Origin of the sequence: Dokdonella aquatica, from assembly GCF_051987395.1 — a bacterium.
Classification (GTDB): Bacteria; Pseudomonadota; Gammaproteobacteria; order Xanthomonadales; family Rhodanobacteraceae; genus Dokdonella.
The window spans coordinates 4,133,357-4,150,931 of the sequence record NZ_CP197094.1; the positions used below are offsets into that span (position 1 = coordinate 4,133,357).

17 protein-coding genes are annotated in these 17,575 nt (G+C 70.8%); 6 read left to right on the plus strand and 11 right to left on the minus strand.

The window, feature by feature from the left end:
- Position 1 precedes the first annotated feature (1 nt).
- The 3 genes from ACQQ2N_RS18330 (at position 2) to ACQQ2N_RS18340 (ending at position 3,539) form a co-directional block, all read left to right on the plus strand.
- Positions 2–763, plus strand: coding sequence for an HAD-IA family hydrolase (locus ACQQ2N_RS18330; RefSeq protein ID WP_440223011.1), 762 nt, complete (start codon positions 2–4; stop codon positions 761–763).
- A 107-nt stretch (positions 764–870) separates the two neighbouring features.
- Positions 871–1,443, plus strand: a complete 573-nt coding sequence (locus tag ACQQ2N_RS18335) for a hypothetical protein (RefSeq protein ID WP_440223012.1) — start codon at positions 871–873, stop codon at positions 1,441–1,443.
- 35 nt (positions 1,444–1,478) lie between these two features.
- Positions 1,479–3,539 carry an alkaline phosphatase gene (locus tag ACQQ2N_RS18340; protein ID WP_440223013.1) on the plus strand — a complete coding sequence of 687 codons (2,061 nt, stop codon included), beginning with the start codon at positions 1,479–1,481 and terminating at the stop codon, positions 3,537–3,539.
- An 84-nt stretch (positions 3,540–3,623) separates the two neighbouring features.
- Here the strand turns inward: ACQQ2N_RS18340 and gorA are convergent, their stop codons facing one another.
- Complete coding sequence (gorA, locus tag ACQQ2N_RS18345) at positions 3,624–4,979, minus strand: glutathione-disulfide reductase (protein ID WP_440223014.1); 1,356 nt, start codon at positions 4,977–4,979, stop codon at positions 3,624–3,626.
- A gap of 10 nt (positions 4,980–4,989) precedes the next feature.
- Positions 4,990–6,243 carry an NAD(P)/FAD-dependent oxidoreductase gene (locus tag ACQQ2N_RS18350; RefSeq protein ID WP_440223015.1) on the minus strand — a complete coding sequence of 418 codons (1,254 nt, stop codon included), beginning with the start codon at positions 6,241–6,243 and terminating at the stop codon, positions 4,990–4,992.
- Between the two features lie 306 nt (positions 6,244–6,549).
- On the opposite strand from ACQQ2N_RS18350, the gene ACQQ2N_RS18355 reads away from it, so the two are divergent.
- Positions 6,550–6,864 (plus strand): hypothetical protein, encoded by a 315-nt coding sequence (locus ACQQ2N_RS18355; protein ID WP_440223016.1) that lies wholly within the window; start codon positions 6,550–6,552, stop codon positions 6,862–6,864.
- 106 nt (positions 6,865–6,970) lie between these two features.
- Positions 6,971–7,489 carry a C40 family peptidase gene (locus ACQQ2N_RS18360; protein ID WP_440223017.1) on the plus strand — a complete coding sequence of 173 codons (519 nt, stop codon included), beginning with the start codon at positions 6,971–6,973 and terminating at the stop codon, positions 7,487–7,489.
- Between the two features lie 41 nt (positions 7,490–7,530).
- Here the strand turns inward: ACQQ2N_RS18360 and ACQQ2N_RS18365 are convergent, their stop codons facing one another.
- Both ACQQ2N_RS18365 and ACQQ2N_RS18370 read right to left on the minus strand, forming a co-directional pair.
- Complete coding sequence (locus ACQQ2N_RS18365; protein WP_440223018.1) at positions 7,531–8,019, minus strand: FKBP-type peptidyl-prolyl cis-trans isomerase; 489 nt, start codon at positions 8,017–8,019, stop codon at positions 7,531–7,533.
- A 112-nt stretch (positions 8,020–8,131) separates the two neighbouring features.
- Positions 8,132–8,674, minus strand: a complete 543-nt coding sequence (locus ACQQ2N_RS18370; protein WP_440223019.1) for a YkvA family protein — start codon at positions 8,672–8,674, stop codon at positions 8,132–8,134.
- A 309-nt stretch (positions 8,675–8,983) separates the two neighbouring features.
- Between ACQQ2N_RS18370 and ACQQ2N_RS18375 the strand changes: the two genes are divergently transcribed.
- Positions 8,984–10,309, plus strand: coding sequence for a DEAD/DEAH box helicase (locus ACQQ2N_RS18375; protein WP_440223020.1), 1,326 nt, complete (start codon positions 8,984–8,986; stop codon positions 10,307–10,309).
- Positions 10,310–10,339: 30 nt separating this feature from the next.
- On the opposite strand, the gene ACQQ2N_RS18380 is transcribed toward ACQQ2N_RS18375, so the two are convergent.
- The 7 genes from ACQQ2N_RS18380 to ACQQ2N_RS18410 all read right to left on the minus strand — a co-directional run bounded on the left by ACQQ2N_RS18380 (position 10,340) and on the right by ACQQ2N_RS18410 (position 17,457).
- Complete coding sequence (locus tag ACQQ2N_RS18380; RefSeq protein ID WP_440223021.1) at positions 10,340–11,002, minus strand: hypothetical protein; 663 nt, start codon at positions 11,000–11,002, stop codon at positions 10,340–10,342.
- 54 nt (positions 11,003–11,056) lie between these two features.
- Positions 11,057–12,190 (minus strand): molybdopterin-synthase adenylyltransferase MoeB, encoded by a 1,134-nt coding sequence (moeB, locus tag ACQQ2N_RS18385; protein WP_440223022.1) that lies wholly within the window; start codon positions 12,188–12,190, stop codon positions 11,057–11,059.
- Position 12,191: 1 nt separating this feature from the next.
- Positions 12,192–13,445 carry a molybdopterin molybdotransferase MoeA gene (locus ACQQ2N_RS18390; RefSeq protein WP_440223023.1) on the minus strand — a complete coding sequence of 418 codons (1,254 nt, stop codon included), beginning with the start codon at positions 13,443–13,445 and terminating at the stop codon, positions 12,192–12,194.
- Positions 13,442–14,017: a molybdenum cofactor guanylyltransferase gene (gene mobA, locus ACQQ2N_RS18395; protein WP_440223024.1), complete on the minus strand. Its 576-nt coding sequence runs from the start codon at positions 14,015–14,017 to the stop codon at positions 13,442–13,444. The genes ACQQ2N_RS18390 and mobA overlap by 4 nt, the downstream gene beginning before the upstream one ends.
- A gap of 10 nt (positions 14,018–14,027) precedes the next feature.
- A complete protein-coding gene (der, locus tag ACQQ2N_RS18400; protein ID WP_440223025.1) occupies positions 14,028–15,428 on the minus strand; it encodes a ribosome biogenesis GTPase Der in 1,401 nt (466 codons plus the stop codon).
- A 191-nt stretch (positions 15,429–15,619) separates the two neighbouring features.
- A complete protein-coding gene (gene bamB / locus ACQQ2N_RS18405; protein WP_440223026.1) occupies positions 15,620–16,777 on the minus strand; it encodes an outer membrane protein assembly factor BamB in 1,158 nt (385 codons plus the stop codon).
- A complete protein-coding gene (locus ACQQ2N_RS18410; RefSeq protein WP_440223027.1) occupies positions 16,774–17,457 on the minus strand; it encodes a YfgM family protein in 684 nt (227 codons plus the stop codon). The genes bamB and ACQQ2N_RS18410 overlap by 4 nt, the downstream gene beginning before the upstream one ends.
- Between the last annotated feature and the right edge of the window lie 118 nt (positions 17,458–17,575).

A 17,575-nucleotide genomic window follows, 5' to 3' on the forward strand; every position in this document is an offset into this window, starting at 1 on the left:
CATGTCGACGCCCTCTGCCCGCGCCACCGTCGCGCCTGCGGTCGAACCGCTGCAGGCGCTCGTGTTCGATGTCGACGGCACGCTCGCCGATACGGAGCGTGACGGCCATCGTGTCGCGTTCAACCTCGCGTTCGAAGACCTTGCGCTGCCGTGGTTCTGGGACGTGCTGCGCTACGGTGACCTGCTCGCCGTCACGGGCGGACGCGAACGCCTGCTGCATTTCTTCGAGACGCAGCACGTGAAGCTCGCCGCGGCCGAGCGCGACGAGCTCGCGCGCGAGCTGCACGCGCGCAAGACGCGCCACTACGCACGCCTCGTGGGCGAGGGCCGCATCGACTGGCGGCCCGGCGTGCAGCGCCTGCTCGCCGAGGCGCGCGACGCCGGCATGCGCCTCGCGATCGCGACGACGACGACGCGTGCGAACGTCGAGGTGCTGTTCGCGACCTCGGCAGTACCGCTGTCGGCATTCGAGGTCGTCGCGACGGCCGAGGACGCCGAACGCAAGAAACCCGATCCTGGCGTCTACGAGCACGTGATCGTACGACTCGGCATAGACGCGACCCACGCCCTCGCGATCGAGGACTCGTCCGCAGGGCTCGCCGCGGCGCGCGCCGCGGGACTGGCGACGCTCGTGACGACCAACGACTACACGCGCGAGCAGGCCTTCGACGGCGCCCTCGCGGTCGTCCCGCATCTCGACGACGACGGCGCCGGCAACCCCGTCGATCTCGACCGCCTGCGCGGATGGCTCCGCCACGCCTGATGTCGCCACGCTGAAACGCGGGCGTCATCCCGCTTTCACGACACGTTCCTAGCCTTTCCTGAACGCACTGCGGCGCTCGTGCCGCGTGCTCGCCGGGGATCGCCCACGTGTCATCGTCCACGCCTCGTTCCATCGCCGCGCAGGCCTTCGCGCTCGCGGCGCTGCTGTCGTGCGCCGGCGTCGCCGCGCATACGCATTCCGAACCCGTCGAATCGCGCGAAGCGCCACGCGCGCTCGCCGTGAAGAAGGAGCTCGGCGCGCCGCCGAAGGACGTCGTCGAGCTCAAGTTCCGCGACCTGTTCGCGATGCCGGTCGGCCCGCGCGGCCTCGAGCCGAGCGACACGCTCAAGGCCGCGGCCGGCAAGCGCGTGCGCATGGTCGGCTTCATGGTGCAGCAGTCGCCGGCGACGCTCGGCGGATTCCTGCTCTCGCCGCTGCCGGTCGCGGCCGGCGACGCCGACGAGGACCTCGCCGACGACCTGCCGCCCGGCCTCGTGCGCGTCGAGCTGCCCGCGCATCCGGACCGGGTCCTGCCGCACCTGCGCGGCCTCATCCACGTGACCGGCACGCTCGAGCTCGGCGCGCAGGAGAGCCGCGAAGGCACGCGCATCTCGTTCGTGCGCATCGTCCCCGACCGCAAGACCGAACGCGCACTCGCGAAGCTCGCGCACGCCCCCTGATCCCTATCCGCTCCTCCCCTCGCAGAGGTCTCCCCATGTCCACGCTTTCGCGCCACGCCCCGCTCGCGCTTGCCCTCGCTTCGCTGCTGTCCAGCGCGCCCGCGCTGGCCGGCACGGTGTCCCGCCTCACCCCGCCGAGCGAACTGTTCGCCACAGGCGCCGAAGCGCCGGTGATCGCGCGCTTCCTGCCCGGCCAGCGCTTCGACCTGCAGGCGACGATCCAGCCCGACGCGGGCCAGACGATCACCTCGTTCGAGTTCTACGTGGACGGCGCGCCGACGCGCCGCGACCAGGTGATCCCGATCGGCGGCGACCTCGTCACGATCCCGTCGACCGCCGCGCGCAGCACGGTCACCGAAACCGGCGCCGCCGCGACCTGCATCAACGCCACGGGTCGCACCACGGGCGCGTCGGGCTGCAAGCTCGTCGCGGGCCTGCCGTCGAACACGGCGGTCGTCACGCAGCGCGCGTACTCGCACATGGAACCCGGCGTGCACGCGCTCAAGATCGTCGCGTGGCAGAGCGATGGTTCGCGCATCAGCGCGACCGGCAACTTCGAGATCGTCGGCATCACGCCGGGCGGCACGGTCGCCAAGAACATCATCATCATGCTCGGCGACGGCATGGGCGCCTCGCACCGCACGGCCGCGCGCATCATGTCCAAGGGCTACGCACAGGGCAAGGCCAAGGGCCGCCTCGCGATGGACACCTTCCCGGTCAGCGGCATGGTCATGACCGCGTCGCTCAACTCGATCGTGACCGACTCCGCGCCGGGCATGCAGAACTACGTCAACGGCAACAAGGGCAACAACAACGAGGAAGGCGTATTCCCGGACGACACGCGTGACGCGTTCGACAACCCGCGCATCGAGTACCTCGCCGAATACCTGCACATGCTGCAGGGCAAGTCGCTCGGCATCGTGACCACGTCGGACGTGTTCGACGCGACGCCGGCCGCCAACGCGATCCACACCTCGGCGCGCGGCAACGGCACCGGCATCGTCGACCAGTTCCTCGACGATCGTCACCTGACGGGCCTGACCGTGCTCATGGGCGGCGGCCGCAAGTGGTTCCTGCCGAACGCCGGCGACAGCACGAGCCCGCAGCCGCTCAATGGCTCGCAGCGTCGCAGCACGAACGACTACGTGCTGCCCGACGACCTCGTGTCGGGCTGGGGCGCAAGCCGCGGCGCGATCGATCCGGGCCGCGACCTCATCGCCGACTTCGAGGGCGCCGGCTACATCTACACGCCGGACCGCACATCGCTCGACGCCGCGTTCGCGACGCGCGTGCCGGACAAGCTGCTCGGCCTCTACGCGTTCTCGAACATGAACGTGGCCTACGACAAGATCGCCGGCCGCCGCGGCAACGGCACCGTCGTCGACGCCTACGGCTTCCCCGATCAGCCGATGCTCGACGAAATGACCGACAAGGCGCTCAAGGTGCTCGCGAAGAACCCGAACGGTTTCGTCGCGATGATCGAGGCCGCGTCGATCGACAAGCAGTCGCACCTCATGGACAGCGACCGCTGGCCGCTCGAGGTGATCGAGTTCGATCGCGCGATCGCGGTGGCGAAGCGCTTCGCCGAGCAGAACCCCGACACGATCGTCATCGTCACCGCCGACCACGAGTGCTCGGGCGCGGCGATCATCGGCGCGGCCACGGTCACGGCCGCGGCGCTCGAAGCCGATCCGGATGCGGGCCAGTCGGTCGTCGGCGTGTACGAGGCGGCGAAGTTCCCGAAGTACACGATCGCCGGTGACGGCTACCCGGTCACGACCGTGATCGACAACCGCATGCTGATCGGCTACGGCGCGAACGCGGACCGCTACGAAACCTGGCTGCCGACCGTGTACCCGACGCTCGACTCGCAGCAGCCGTTCTCGCCGTCGGCATCGCCGGCCAACCCGAGCGTGCGCAACCAGGGCGCGGGCTTCCTGATCACCGGCCAGGTCGGCGGCAACCAGGCCGTGCACACGGCGACCGACATCCCGCTGTCGGCCTACGGCCGCGGCGCCGGTGCGTTCACGGGCGTGTTCGACAACACCGACGTGTTCTTCAAGCTCGGCCAGATCGCGATCGGCGGCGTGCAGTAAGCGACGCCCGGCTCCCGGTCACCGCACGCGCGGTGGCCGGGAACCCTGCATCATCGGGATGCGTGCACCGTCAACGCACGCACGTCAGCGCAACAGCACGAGTTCCTCGGCCGCGGTCGGATGGATCGCGACCGTCGCGTCGAGATCGGCCTTGCGCGCACCGGCCTTCATCGCCACCGCGAAACCCTGCAGGATCTCGTCGACGCCGTCGCCGGCGAGATGGATGCCGACGATGCGCTCGTCGTCACCGGTGCAGATCACCTTCATCGCGACGCGCTCGTCGCAGCCGACGATCGCGTTGAGCATCGGCCGGAAGCGCGTGCGGTAGACGCGCACCGCGTCGCCGTGGCGCTCGCGCGCCGCCGCTTCGGTGAGTCCGACGGCACCGACCGGCACCGCACCGAAACACACGCTGGGAATGTCGCGATAGTCCAGGCAGGCCTCGGGCTGGCCGCCGAACAGGCGATCGGCGAGACGGCGTCCGGCGGCGACGGCCACCGGTGTCAGCGCGACGCGACCGGTCACGTCGCCGACCGCGTGAATGCCGGCCACATTCGTGTCCTGACGATCGTCGACGACGATGTGTCCCACGGCGTCGACGGCGACGCCGGCCACGGCGAGGTCGAGGGTCGCGGTGTTCGGCGCGCGCCCCGCGGCCCAGATCACGCTGTCGAAACCGCTCTCTGCAGCCGCGGTTTCCTCGAACGACAACGCGAGCCCGGCGCGATCGCTGCGCGAGATCGCCGCGAGCGTGCGTCCGCAGGTCAGGCCGATGCCGCGCCCACGCATGACGCCGACGAGGTGCTCGACCATCTCGGCGTCGAAATGCGAGAGCAATGCCTCGCCGCGCACGAACAGTTCGACCTCGCTGCCCAGGGCGTGCAGCACGCCGGCGAGCTCGCAGGCGACGTAGCCGCCGCCGATGATCGCCACGCGCGGCGGCGCCGCACGCAGGCCGAAGAAGCCGTCCGAATCGATCGCGTGGTGCCCACCGTGGATCTCGGCTGGACGCGGTCGCGAGCCCGTCGCGACGACGACGTGTGCCGCGCGGAACTCGCGCGTCGGCGTCGCGACGACGCCCGGCGCGAGGAACCGCCCGGCCTCGCGCACGACCTCGATGCCGGCCGCCTCGAACTGCGCGCGGTAGCTCGCATGGATGTCGCCGATGTAGGCGTCGCGGCGTGCGACGTAGGCCGGCCAGTCGAGCGGGCCCGCGATCGTCGCGAAGCCTGCCTGGCGTGCGGTCTGCTGCAGGCTCGCCAGGCGCGCGGCCAGCCACATCGCCTTCTTGGGCACGCAGCCGGCATTGACGCAGGTGCCACCGAACGGGCCCGGATCGAGCAGCGCCACACGCGCGCCATGGCGTGCGGCGCGGATCGCCGTGCCGATGCCGCCGGAGCCGGCGCCGAGGACGAGGAGGTCGAACGGGGAAGCGGTCATGTCGGGAGCATCATCCGAAACGGGTCGCGCGGAACGGCGCGAGGTCGAGGCTAGGCGCGGCACCGGTGAGGATCTCGCGCACGAGCTGCGCGGTGATCGCCGACATGCTCACGCCGAGCATGCCGTGGCCGGTGGCCAGGCAGAGGTTGTCGAGGCCCGGGACGCGCCCGAGGATCGGCAGGTCGTCGGGCGTCATCGGACGCCAGCCGTACCACTGCTCCTCCTCGACCGGGCCTTCGGGCTCGTGCAGGTAGAGCGCGGCACCGCGGCGCAGCGCGTCGAGGCGCGTGCGGTTGAGCGTGCGGTCGTAGCCCGCGAACTCCATCGTGCTGCCGAGTCGATACCCCGAATCCCAGCTCGACACGCAGACGCTGACCTCCTTGAGCACGAGCGGCAGGCGCGGGCAACGCCCGGGGCGTGCATAGGTGATCGAGTAGCCCTTGCCGGGCTGGATCGGGATCGCCACGCCGAGCTGGCGCGCGAGCAGCGGCGACCACGCGCCGAGCGCGAACACGATCTCGCCGCCCGACCACGTGCCGCGCGAGGTGCGCACCTGCGTGATACGGCCGCCGTCGCGTTCGAAACCCTCGACCGCCGTGTCCTCCTCGACGACGCCACCGGCCTCGCGCACGAGGCGCGCGAGCTCGGCCACGTAGCGGTCGGGACGCAGGCGCGCATCGTCGGGATTGAAGTAGCCGCCGGCGACGCCGGGCTTGAGGGCGGGTTCGAGTGCCTCGACGCGTGCGCCGTCGAGCGCCTCGATCGGCACGCCGACCTCGGCGAGCGCGCGCGGCAGCCACTGCGAAGACTCGAACGCACGGGCGTCGCGGAACACGTAGAGCGTGCCGTCGTGGCGGTACTCGCAGGCCATGCCGGTGCGCGCGATCAGGTCCCCGATGAGCCGGCGCGAGGCGCTCAGGAACGGTGCCTTGATGGCGCTGATGCGCGCGAAGTCGCGCCAGTTGCAGAAGCCCGCGAAGCGCAGGAACCAGCGCAGCAGCGCCGGATCGAAACGCGGCTTGATGCGGAACGGCGCGTCGGCACGGAACATCTGCACGAGCGCCTCGCCGATCACGCCGGGCATCGCGAGCGGCGTCGCGTGGCTCGGCGTCAGCGTGCCGCAGTTGCCATGCGAGCTGCCGCGGCCGGTCGCACCCTGCTCGAGGATCGTCACGCTGCGGCCGGCCTCGAGCAGCGCGAGCGCGCTGGCCAGCCCGATCACGCCTCCGCCGAGGACGAGGACATCGGGTTTGCGGGAAGTCATGGCGCGCGATTCTACGTGAGGCGGCGTGCCTGCCCGCGCCACCGCGTCGAGGCGCCGCGCCGCGCGGGGCCGGGCGCACGATGTGTCGGCACGCAGTGTCAGCAAGTGACGCGGAGGGGCCGGCGCGTACGGACAGCCTGCACGCTTCCGATGCCACCGGCAGGCCGCCACGACGCCGTCATCGCGCCGTCACGCGGGAATCAGGGCCTTCCGCGCCGCCTGGCGCGGCACGCTGGCTCGAAATCCACGATTGGCACGATGCCTGCTTAATCCTTCTCAGAGTCCAACCATCGAAGGGTTACCGCGATGTCCGTGCCGACCAACGAACTGCTCCTCGCCCTGCGCGCCCCGACCTCCGGCTGGCTGGCCGGCGTGATCTGCGCCCTCGACGAAGCGCTGCTCGACCACGACTTCTCGCCGTCGCACCGCGCCCTGCTGCGCGCCCTGCTCGATGCGGGCGAAGTGCCGGCCTCGGTTTCGGCGGCCGCGCAGGAACGCCTGGTCCGCTTCGAGGAAGCCGTGCACATGCTGCACGACGCCCTCGTCGGCGACGCCGAGATGCCTGCCGAACCGGTCGCGCGCAAGCGTCCGCATCTGACCCTCTGCACGACCGCGGCCTGATCGCCGCACGCATCCCACTGGCGTCGGCCGTCCACGAATCCGCGGCCGGCGCCCTTTTTCTTCCCGCGTTGACAGCGGCGCGCCACTCGCGCAGCGTCATCCTCCGATGACGCCGACCACCCGCCTCCGCATCCTTCTCGCGCTGCCTGCCCTGCTCGCCCTCGCGGCCTGTGGCTCGTCGCCGAAGAAATCCTCCACGACACCGCGCCCCGCGACCTCCCCGGTCACGGCGAACCTGCATGCGGCCGCCGCGAATGCGGTGCTGTTCCGCGCGCTCGCGCTGGTCGGCACGCCTTACCGCTACGGCGGCAACACGCCCGAGACCGGCTTCGACTGCAGCGGGCTCGTCGGCTATGTGTTCCGCGACGCGGCAGGCGTGTCGCTGCCGCGCACCTCCGCCGACATCGCCGAAGAAGGACGCCGCAAGCTCGATGCACGCGACCTGCGTGGCGGCGACCTCGTGCTGTTCGCGTTCGGCGGCCGCCGCATCACCCATGTAGGCATCTACGTCGGCGAGCGACGTTTCGTGCACGCGCCCAACAGCGGCGGCACGGTGCGGCTCAACAGCCTCGACGATGCGGGCTGGCGCGACAGCTTCCGCTACGGCAAGCGCGTCTTCGAGTGAGGCACGTGCCGGTCGCGCGCAAGGCGCGACCGGCGTTTCGATCAGCCGTGGGCGTGGCCGCCGTCGCCGTGCACGTGGCGATGCGCGATCTCCTCGGCGTCGCCGTCACGCACGGCGATGATCTCGACGTCGAACGCAAGCGTCTGGCCCGCGAGCGGGTGGTTGAGGTCGATGTCGACGACGCTCGAGCCCACCTTGATCACCGTGACAGGACGCTGGCCGCCCTCCTTGAGCGCGAGGGCCGTGGTCATGCCCGGGCGCAGGCGATCGGCGTCCCGGAAGTACTTCTTCGGCACGCGCTGCTGCTGGCCTTCCACGCGCGGACCGTAAGCGTCCTCGGGGGCGACCGAGACCTCGAAGCGATCACCCGCCGCACGACCTTCGAACGCCTTCTCGAGACCCGGAATGAGGCCGCCATAACCGATCAGTACGGCCATCGGCCCGCGATCGCGCGAACTGTCGATCGTCGCGCCCGCGGTGTCGGTGACGGTGTAATGGAACGTGACGACCTTGTTCTTCTCGATCTGCATGGCGTTTCTCCGGGGCGGCGCGCGGACGCGCGGCGCGAAAAAGGGCGCGCGAGCCTAGCAGGTCACGGCAGGCCCTGCACGGACGGGCGAAGCGTGGATCCGAGTGGGGCCGTCAGGCCTGTTCGGACAGCCACGCGGCGATGCGCCGGCGGCGCGCCTGCACGCCGCTGACACGCGCATTGCGCTCCTCGAGGAGCGCACGCGCATGGCGCGAACGCCCTTCGGGATCGGGCGGCGGCGCGCCGAGCGTGGCACGGAACGCACAGAAGCGTGCATAGCCCTCGAGCACGTGACGCATGCGCCGGGCCAGCAACTCCAGCATCACCGCATCGTCGAGCAGGCCGATCACCTCGAGATGATCGGGGATGAGGTCTTCCGGATCGGCGAAGTAGGCGAGCGCCGCGAGCACCTCTGCGCGATCGGGATCGGGCAGCGACCAGGCATCATCCTCGAGCATGACGATGAGGCGCTGCACGTGCACGAGGCGCTTGCGCACGTAGCTAGGCACCGCGTCGACGCACAAGGTGTCGAGGGCGTGGCGCGCGGCGTCGAGCACGTCGATCTCCTCGGCGTTGCCGGCGACCTCGCGCGAGCGCGCGAACGCCGCGCGGAAGCGCTCGATGTCGGCGGATTCGAGTTCGAACGTGATGCGCATGCGCGCGCAATCTACGCAGCAACCCCGCGCAGCGTCAAAGGACGCTCGTCATGGCCGGGCGCGCATGCATGCCACCCCGACTCGCGGAATCCGCGCCCACGCGCTATACTCGTCGGGCTTCGTCGCGTCGATTTCCGAGTTCCCTTCCGGATCATCGCGGACCAGCTGCCTCGCGCGGCCGCTCCCGACCCCTCGCCGTTCGGCCCCGACGCACGAAACCGGACACGCCGCCACTCGGCTGGCATCCGACATCCCACCTGCAGCGCGGTTCACCAGGGACGCTCCGGGTTTTCCATCAGGAGCATCTCCATGTCTTTCGACACCCTCGGGCTGTCGCCCGCCCTGCTGCGCGCACTCGCCGAGCAGGATTACACCGCACCGACGCCGATCCAGGCCGCCTCGATCCCGCTCGTGCTCGCGAGCCACGACCTCATGGCCGGCGCGCAGACCGGCACCGGCAAGACGGCCGCGTTCACGCTGCCGCTGCTCGAGCGCCTCTATCCGAACGGTCGCCGCGACGGCACGCCGCGCAAGCCGCGCGCGCTCATCCTCACGCCGACGCGCGAACTCGCCGCACAGGTGCAGGACAGCGTGCGTACCTACGGCAAGTACATCGGCATGAAGTCGGCGACGATCTTCGGCGGCGTCGGCATGGGCCCGCAGATCGACGCGCTGCGCCGCGGCCTCGACATCGTCGTGGCCACGCCGGGTCGCCTCATCGACCACATGCAGCAGCGCACGGTCGACCTGTCGGCGATCGAGATCCTCGTCCTCGACGAGGCCGACCGCATGCTCGACATGGGCTTCCTGCCCGCGATGAAGCGCGTGCTCTCGGCACTGCCGAAGGCCCGCCAGACGCTGCTGTTCTCGGCCACGTTCGCGCCCGAGATCAAGGCGCTCGCGACGCAGTTCATGCGCGAGCCGCAGGAGATCCAGATCGCCAAGCCGAACAGCGTCGCCAACACGGTCACGCACCGCGTGCACCCGGTCGACGCCGAGGCCAAGCGGGATCTGCTGCTGCACCTGCTGCGCAACGATGCGCGCCAGACCCTCGTGTTCTGCCGCACCAAGCACGGCTCGGACAAGCTCGCGCGCCAGCTCGAGATCGCCGGCCTGCGCGCCGCGGCGATCCACGGCAACAAGAGCCAGAACCAGCGCACGCGTGCGCTCGCCGACTTCAAGAGCGGCCGCGTCGGCGTGCTCGTGGCGACCGACATCGCCGCGCGTGGCCTGGACATCGATCAGCTGCCGATGGTCATCAACTACGACCTGCCGATGGTCGCCGAGGACTACGTGCACCGCATCGGCCGTACCGGTCGCGCCGGCGCCGAAGGCCTCGCGGTGTCGCTGGTGAGCCACGCCGAGGAAGGCCTGCTGCGCGACATCCGCAAGCTGCTCAAGCAGGACATCGCGATCGAGGACGTCGAGGGCTTCGCGCCGTCGCGTCCGCTGCGTCTGGACGGTCCCGGCGGCGGCGCACGTCCGCGCCAGCAACAGGGTCCGCGCCCGCCGCAGCACGCGCGTCGCCCGCACGCGCAGCAGCCGCGCGGCAACGGCGGCGATCACGCGGCCGGCAACAAGAAGCGTCGTCGCCGCGGTGGCGGCGGTGGCAAGCCCGTCGCAGCCAAGCCTTAAGGACTGCCAGGACCGCGGCGCCCGCCGCGGTCAACCCGTCGAGAGCACCGGGTAATGGATATCCCCGAAGTCCGCTTCGGGGTGGTCCAGCATCAGCGCGACGACGATCGGCAGCAGTGCCGACAGGATGTTCACGCCATCGCGCACCTGCTCGCGGTTGACGCGGCTGTTCCAGGTCGCACCGCCGTGCACGAGCTGGTTGCGCAGCACGTAGAGGCGATCGAACACGATCGACAGGACCGCGTCGGTACGACCGTCGAGTACGGCGCGCGTGGCGAGCCGACCACTGCCGTCGAAGGCTTCCTTCCAGCGCTCGCTCGCATCGTGCTCGCGCAGCGCACGCCAGAACGGTTCGAACACGAAGCGGTTCGCCACCATCGTGCGGATCGGTCCGCTGAACTGCCTGAGCAGCAAGGCCGCGATGCGCTTGTCGGCATCGAGCGCGAGAATGCCCGCCAGGAACGCATTGAGCTGCTCGCGCGCGGATCCCTCGAGCGCGAACTCGCGCGCGTAGGCCGCGTTGAACGCGATCCACAGGAACACGAAGCGCGCATCATGATCATCGGCTTCCGCTTCCGCACGGGCAAGCCAGCTGATCGCGCGATGCAGGCGGATGCGCGAGGCTTCGGTGTGCGCATCACCACGCTCGGCGAGCATGGCCTTGAGTGCCGCTGCGGTCGGCGTCCCTGTCATCGTCTTCCCCTCGGCGATCCGATGCCGATTCTAAGGGTGCAGCCGCAGGAAGGATCACTCCGCCGAACAGATCGCCGCGATGTCCTCGTACCCCGTGAACGCGACGCCCGGACCGCAGCCCGGGCACGCCGGATCGCGCGGCAGGCCGAGTTCGCGGAACGTCGCCGCGAGTGCGTCGTAGCACAGCAGGCGGCCGACCAGCGGGCGGCCCGCGCCGAGCAGCAGCTTGACCGCCTCGGTCGCCTGCAGCAGGCCGATCGTGCCGGGCAGCACGCCGAGCACGCCGGCCTCGCTGCAGTTCGGCGCCTCGGCGGCGGTCGGCGGATCGGGGAACAGGCAGCGGTAACACGGCGACGTCGCGTCGCGCGCATCGAACACGCTGACCTGTCCCGTGAAGCGGTGCACCGCCCCGTAGACGAGCGGAATCCCGAGGCGACGGCATGCCGCATCGAGCAGATAGCGGGTCGGGAAATTGTCCGCGCCGTCGATGACGACGTCGTGGCCTGCGACGACCTCCTCCACGTTGGCCGCGACGATGCGCGTCTCGCGCGTCGCGATCGAGATCGTCGGGTTCAGGGCCTCGAGCGCGATGCGCGCCGAGTCGACCTTCGGCATGCCGACGCGTGCGTCGGCGTGCACGACCTGGCGCTGCAGGTTCGAACGCTCGACGCGATCGTCGTCGACGAGCGTGAGGTGGCCGATGCCCGCTGCTGCGAGGTACAGCGAGGCGGGCGCGCCGAGACCGCCCGCACCGATCAGCGCGACGCGCGAGGCGCCGAGGCGCGCCTGGCCCGCCACGCCGACTTCGGGCAGCACCAGATGGCGCGCGTAGCGCTGCGCGGCGTCGGCGCCGAGCAGGCCTTCGGCGACCGGCAGGCCTTCGGCACGCCAGCGCGCGAAACCGCCGCGCACCGAGCGCACGTCGGCATAACCGAGCGAAAGCAGTTCGTCGCGCGCGCGCAGCGAGCGGCGTCCACTCGCGCAGATCGCGAGCAAGGTGCGGCCACGCTCGGGCGCTTCGGCGGCGATGCGCGAGCCCAGCGTGCCGAGCGGAAGCGCGAGCGCGTGCGCAGGCATGCCGGCGGCACGCTCGTCGTCCTCGCGCACGTCGACGAGCAGCGCGCCGTCGCGCTGCAGCGCGAGCGCGTCGGCGGGATCGATCTCGATGGCGTCCGGGCGCGCATGCATGTCAGCTGCGCTCCGGCAACGGCAGCGTGGCCACGACGGTCCCCGTCTCGAGCATGCGTGCCTCCTCGGGCACGACGATCAGCGCATCGGCATCGGCGACGCCGCGCAGCATGCCCGAACCCTGCTTGGCGACCGGCGTCGCCCACAGGCTGCCGTCGGCGCGCGACGCGAGGCGCGCGCGCATGAACTCGGTACGGTCGTGGCGCTTGGCGATCGGCGCGGCGAGCCGCGCGTGCCACGTGCGTGGCTGCACCTCGCGCGCGCCCTGCAGCGCCGCCAGCGCCGGCGCGACGAACATGAGCAGCGTCGCGTAGCTCGACACCGGATTGCCGGGCAGCCCGAACACGAGCGCGCCGTCGAGCTCACCGAACAGCACCGGCATGCCCGGGCGCATGCGCACCTTCCAGAAATGCACGCGACCGTGCGCGGCGAGCAGCTGGGGCAGGAAATCGGCCTCGCCGGCCGACACACCACCCGAGGTGACGACGACATCGCTCGTCGCGGCGGCCGCGCGCAGCGCCGTCGCGAGGCGGTCGGGATCGTCGCGTACATGATCGAAAGGCAGTGCGGAGCTCGTCGGCGAAACGAGTTCCGCGCCGCTGCGTTCGAGCAGTGCAGCTAGGCTGAAGCCGTTGCTGTTGTGGATCTGCGCATGCCCGAGCGGCTCGCCCGGAAGCACGAGCTCGTCGCCGGTCGTGACGACCGCGACGCGCGGGCGGCGCGCGACGTCGATGGATGCATGACCGAGCGAGGCGAGCACGCCGAGCTGTGCCGCACCGAGGCGTTCGCCGGCGCGCAGGGCGACATCGCCGCGGCGGTAATCCTCTCCGGCAGGACGCACGTTGGCACCGGCCACTTCGCCGCCAGGAAGGACGACATCGTTTCCGTCGACGCGCACGCGCTCCTTGATCACGACCGTGTCGGCGCCGGCCGGCAGTGGCGCCCCCGTGGTGATGCGCAAGGCCTCGCCCGCGGCGATGCGCGCCTCGCGCGTGTCGCCCGCGAAGCGCGTGTCGGCGATGCGCAGGCGGCGTTCGCCTTCGCTCGGGAGATCGGCCGACGCGACGGCGAAGCCGTCCATCGCGGAGTTGGCGAAGGCCGGCACGTCGGCGCCGGCGACGAAGTCGGCACGCAACACGCGCGCCGCGGCCCGGTGCAGCGCGACCGGCTCGGCGTCGAGGACGCGACCGGTGCAGCACGCGAGGATCGCGGCCTGCGCCTCGGGCACGGAGAGGAAGGTCGGGATGTCGTTCAACGCAAGCGCTCCGCGTACGCGGCGAACTCGCCGGGCGTGTTGAGATTGGCGAAATGCGCGCGCGCATCGCTGAAATCAACCTCGCGCGCGTCGATCGCCTGCTGCCACTGCCAGGCCCCCTCGCCTCTCGCAGCGGCCTCGGCGGCCGACGTGGCGAGTGATCGCGCGTAGATCGCGAACAGCGGCTGGCGACGCTCACCGTCATGGGCCACGGCGCAGACGACACTCTCGTCATCGATCGCCGCGAGCAGGCGCGCGGCGAGCCGCGGCGGCGGATCCGGACAATCGACGGGCACGGTCACGAGCCACGGCGTGTCGGCGTGCGCGAGCGCCGCGGCGACGCCTGCGAGCGGACCGCGATGACCCGGCAACGCATCGGTGATCACGGGCGCATGGCGTGCGTAGGTCTCGAGGTTGCGGTTTGCGACGACGAATGCCGGTGCATCGCCGAGGCCGGCGAGAACGCGGTCGACCAGCGCACGTCCCGCGACCTGCTCGAGCCCCTTGTCGCGGCCGTCCAGGCGCGTCGCCGCGCCGCCGGCGAGGATCGCGAACGTCAGCGCGGCCGCCACGCGTACACCGTCAGCGCTTGCCGCGCTTGGCGTTGCGGATCATGCGCTGGCGGCGCTTCTGCTGGCCTTCGGTCAGCACGTTCTTCTTGCCCGCGTACGGGTTGTCGCTCTCGGCGAAGGTCAGGCGCACGGGCGTGCCGACGAGCTTGTAGCGCTTGCGGAAGAAGTTCTCGAGGTAGCGCCGGTAGGCTTCGGCGAGGTGCTTCGTGCGCGAGCCGTGGATGACGATGTTGGGCGGGTTGCTGCCGCCCGGATGCGCGTACTTGAGCTTGGGCGCGTGGCCGCGCACGAGCGGCGGCTGGTAGGCCGTGTAGGCGGCCTCGAGCGCACGCGTGAGTTCGGACGACGTGAAGCTGCGGTTGGCCGATGCATAGGCACGGTTGACCGCCTTCATGAGCTCGCCGATGCCGCTGCCGTGCAGCGCCGAGATCGTCACCTGCTGTGCCCACGCGACGAAATCGAGGCGGCGCACGAGCGAATTGCGGCACTGCTCGCGGTCGTAGGTCTTGAGGCCGTCCCACTTGTTGACCGCGACCACGAGCGCGCGCCCCGCGTCGAGCACGTGGCCGACGAGGCCGGCATCCTGTTCGGTCACGCCCTCGTTCGCGTCGAGCAGCATGATCACGACGTTGGCCGCCTCGATCGACTGCAGCGTCTTGATGACGCTGAACTTCTCGACCGCGTCCTCGATGCGTGCGCGGCGGCGCACGCCGGCCGTGTCGATGAGCGTGTAGCGACGGCCGTCGCGCTCCATCGGCACGCGGATCGAATCGCGCGTGGTGCCGGCGATGTCGGACACGACGACGCGATCCTCGCCGATCAGGCGATTGACCAGGGTCGACTTGCCGACGTTCGGACGACCGACGATCGCGACGCGCACGCCGGACGTGTCGGCGTCGCTGGCCGGCTCGGGCTCGTAGGCGGGCAGCAGCGGATCGATCGCCTCGAGCAACGGCAGCACGCCGCGACCATGCGACGCCGCGAGCGGCAGCGCGCTCGCGAAACCGAGCGTGGCGAAATCCGCGGTCGCGACCGTCTCGTCGAGGCCGTCGACCTTGTTGACCGCGAGCAGCACCGGCTTGGCGGCACGACGCAGCCGCGCGAGGATGGCCTGGTCGGTCGGCAGCAGGCCGTCGCGCGCATCGACGACGAACAGCACGACATCGGCTTCGCCGATCGCGAGTTCGACCTGGCGCGCGGTCAGGCCGGCAAGGCCCTCCTCGCTGTCGGCGAGGCCGCCCGTGTCGACGACGACGAAATGGCGCTCGGCGAGGCGGCAGATGCCGTAGTGGCGATCGCGCGTGACGCCGGGAAGATCGGCGACGAGCGCGTCACGCGTGCGTGTGAGGACATTGAAAAGGGTCGACTTGCCGACATTCGGGCGTCCGACCAAAGCGACGACGGGCAGCATCGCGGGCGCTCCGTTGGGGGCGGCATGGTCGCGTTGCGCGACGTGCGTGCAGGGCACGCGCGTGCGGGTCCGCGCTCCCGGCGCCGCCGGGGTGGATCATGGAAACGCCTTGCGGCGACCCACCCGCGTGTCGCGCGGGCGGCGTCGCCGCAAGGCGGTGGCGTGCGGCGCCTCGCGCCGCACGCATGTGCTTACTGCGTGCGGTACGCGCCGACGTGGCCGGCGACATCCTCGACGTAGACCATGTCGCCGGAGACGACCGGCGCGCTCTCGATCGGCTTCTTGCCGAGCCGCTCGCGCGCGGCGATCGCGCCGTCGTCGAGGCGCAGCCAGTGCACGTAGCCTTCGAGGTCGCCCATGACGGCATAGCTGCCGACGATCGCGGGCGAACCGAGCCAGCGGTGCTTGAGCGCCTCCTGCTTCCACAGGTTGGCGCCACTGTTTCGGTCGAACGCCCAGACGTTGCCTTCGGCATCGCTCGTGACGACGGCGTTCGCACCGACCGCGACGCCGGCGAAACTCGACAGCTCGCGTCCCCATGCAGGACGGCCGCTGTCGGCATAGAAGACCGCGAGCTGGCCGCGGTAACCCGCGGCGAACAGCTCGTTGCCGTCGAGCACGAGGTTGCCGTCGGCATCCGACAGGCGCTCGACTTCGGTGCGGCCTTCGCCGACCGAAAGCATCTGCGTCCAGGCCTGCGCACCGTCGCTCGTGCGCACGGCGACCACGCGGCCACTGTCGTAGCCTCCGAACACGAAGCCGCTGCCGATCTGCGGGGAGGCATTTCCGCGCAGGCTCAGGATCGGCACGGACTGCTCGTAGACCCACTTGCGGGTACCGTCGGCCGGATCGACGCCGTAGAGGCGGCCATCCTGGGCGCGCACGGCGACGAGGCCGTCGGCGATCGCGGGCGCGGTGATGACTTCGGAGTTGATCTTGAACGTCCAGCGCTCGCTGCCGTCGCTCGCCGAGAAACCGCGGACCGTGCCGTCGAGTGCTCCGACGACGACGAGATCACCCTGTGCGGCCGGGCCGCCGCTCCAGCGGATCTTCTTCTCGCGCACGCTCCACAGCGTCTTGCCGCTCGAGGCGTCGAGCGCCTGCACGCTGCCGTCGACGCCGGCGACGTAGAGGCGATCGCCATCGAGGGCCGGGCGCATGCGCGCACCGGACTCGCCGGCACCCTTGCCGGTGCCCGTGCTCCACACGCGCGACACGTTGGCCGTCGAGGTGATGTCGACGAGCGGGGTCGGCGGTTCGACATTGTCCTTCTTGCCGAGGTTCCTGAGCCAGTTGCAGCCGCCGAGGGCCACCGACACGGCGGCCACGAGCACGAAGGCGCGCCTCATGAGTTCTGCTTCTCGGCCGCAGCCGGCGTAGCCGCGGGCGTCGTCGCGGAAGCCGGCAGGTCGGCGAGCTTCATCTCGACGACGTCACGACCCGGAGTCATCGGATCGAGCTTGCCGAGTGCGGCGGTGTATGCGGTACGCGCCTCGTCGGCACGACCGAGCTTCGCGAGGGCATCGCCGCGCAGTTCGTCGCGCGTCGCAGCGTAGGAGGCGTCCTTGACGCCGTCGGCGAGCTTGAGTGCGGCATCGGCGTCGCCCTTGGCGAGCGTGACGCGCGCGAGGCGCAACGAGGCGAGCGCCTTGAGCGACTCGTCCTTGACGTTGGACTGCGCCCATTGCAGGTCGGCCGCGGCGGCATCGAACTCGCCCTTGCCGGCGGCCTTCTCGGCCGTGTGCAGAGCCGCGAACACGGCGAACGGGCTCTTCGCGTGGTCCTTGCGCAGCGCCGACGCGATCGAGGCGACCTCGTCGTCGCGCTTGGCTTCGACCGCGTCGGTGAAGGCCTTGTACTGCAGGGCGGCTTCGCCCTGCGCGCGCAGGTCGCGTGCCTTCCACTGCTGCCAGCCGAAGATCATCAGCAGGCCGATCGCGATGCCGATCGCGATCGACATCGCATTGGCGCGCAACCACTTGCGCACCACTTCACCTTGTTCGTGTTCGTCGAGGACTTCGAAAGCCATTGCGCATCACCAGATTTGGGCGCGGACGCGAGAGACCGCCGACAGGCGGCGGATGCGGCGCGGGGGCCGTAGCGTATCAGGAAACCGGGACGTGCCCGTAAAAAACGCGTGCAGGAAA